Annotated in this window: 2 protein-coding genes and 1 pseudogene; 1 reads left to right on the top strand and 2 read right to left on the bottom strand. The window is 69.6% G+C overall.

Annotation, left to right across the window (positions count from 1 at the left end):
* Nucleotides 1–385: pseudogene (locus ACWDNU_RS46055) on the top strand (ABC transporter ATP-binding protein); the annotation flags it as partial.
* Here the strand turns inward: ACWDNU_RS46055 and ACWDNU_RS46050 are convergent.
* Complete coding sequence (locus ACWDNU_RS46050; protein ID WP_449673475.1) at nucleotides 343–822, bottom strand: FAD-dependent oxidoreductase; 480 nt, start codon at nucleotides 820–822, stop codon at nucleotides 343–345. The pseudogene ACWDNU_RS46055 and the gene ACWDNU_RS46050 sit on opposite strands and share 43 nt — an antisense overlap.
* Entirely contained in the window at nucleotides 819–1,202 is a 384-nt protein-coding gene (locus ACWDNU_RS46045) for a carboxymuconolactone decarboxylase family protein (RefSeq protein WP_355280396.1), read from the bottom strand. Before ACWDNU_RS46045 ends, ACWDNU_RS46050 begins: the two co-directional genes overlap by 4 nt.
* Nucleotides 1,203–1,296 lie beyond the last annotated feature (94 nt).

Raw genomic sequence — 1,296 nt, 5'->3', positions numbered from 1 at the left:
GTCGGCTGCTCCGCGCCCTCGCACGTCTACCCGTCGCTCGGAGCCATCCGCGAACTCGTGCCTGGTGGTGCAGCCGTCGGTGCTGCTGCTCGACGAACCGTTCGGCGCCCTCGACGACATGACCAGGCAGCGGCTGAACCTGGAACTGCTGCGCATCTGGACCGAGAAGCCCGCGACCACGCTGATGGTCACCCACGGCATCGGGGAAGCGGTGTTCCTCTCCGACGTGGTCGCGGTGATGAGCCCGCGTCCCGGACGGGTGCTGGAGCTGGTCGAGATCGATCTGCCGCGCCCGCGCACGCCCGAAATGATGCGGACGCCGGAATTCCACAAGCTCTGCGATTACCTCTCCGAGCTGCTGTTCGGCCGCGGTGGTGTCGCATGAGTGAGGCACTCGCGGGGTCGGAGCCGCTGGTCGAGGCCACGGGCGGGCAGCCGCCGGTGAGCGCGATTCGTGCGCGGCTCGGAGGGGGATTCCGTGGTCATCGGATGGCGGGTGCGTTGGGCGTCGCCGCCCTGATCGCGCTGTGGTGGGCTCGGCCCAACGGCGGCCAGCAGGAATTTCTCCATGTTCGCCGCGTCGTCGTCGAAGCCGAGCGCCTGCTGCAACGGGGTGCCGCCGCCGAGGTAGACGAAGCCGCCCGCCAAGGCCGCGGCCCCACCCCAGCCGCCGGTGCGTTCCAGGATCAGGACATCGGCGCCGGCGCGCGCCGCTTCGATCGCCGCGCAGACACCGGCGATCCCGTAGCCGGCGATGACGACGTCGGCCCGGGCGTCCCACTCGGAGATCTCGGCTGCCCGGTGGGGCTGTGCGCCGCTCATGACTGCTTGCGGTGCTGGGACACCACGGTGCCGACGGCGTTGTCGAGCTTCATTCCCGGCGCCCAGCCGATGTAGTGGGTCAGGAACACCGCGATCTCGCGCAACTGCGCTTCGTCGAGTTCGTCGTTGCGCAGTGCCGCGCCCAGCTGGATCTCGGCGACATCGAAAAGCCCTTGGGCACTGAGCGCCCCGAGCAACAGCAGCCGCCGGTCACGGATCGTCAGTCCCGGCCGCGACCAGATCTCGGCGAACAGGTGGTCGGCGGTGATGGCGAAGAGGTCACCGGGGCCGTCGGCGAAATCCCAGCCGTACACCTCGCTCATCTTCGCCAGTCCCCGTTGCCTGCGGCTGTCGCTGTCGGGCTGTCCATCGGTGGTCATGCGGTCTCCTTGCCTAGCAGCTGTTTTCCGACGCCGAGCCCGTCGGCCAACCGCGTGGCGGCCAGCTGGGCCAGCGGTAGTGGCACGTCGAGTC

It is taken from the genome of Amycolatopsis sp. NPDC003676, from assembly GCF_053587275.1.
The sequence above is the reverse complement of the archived record's forward strand: the minus strand, read 5'-3'. Positions and strand labels throughout refer to the sequence as shown.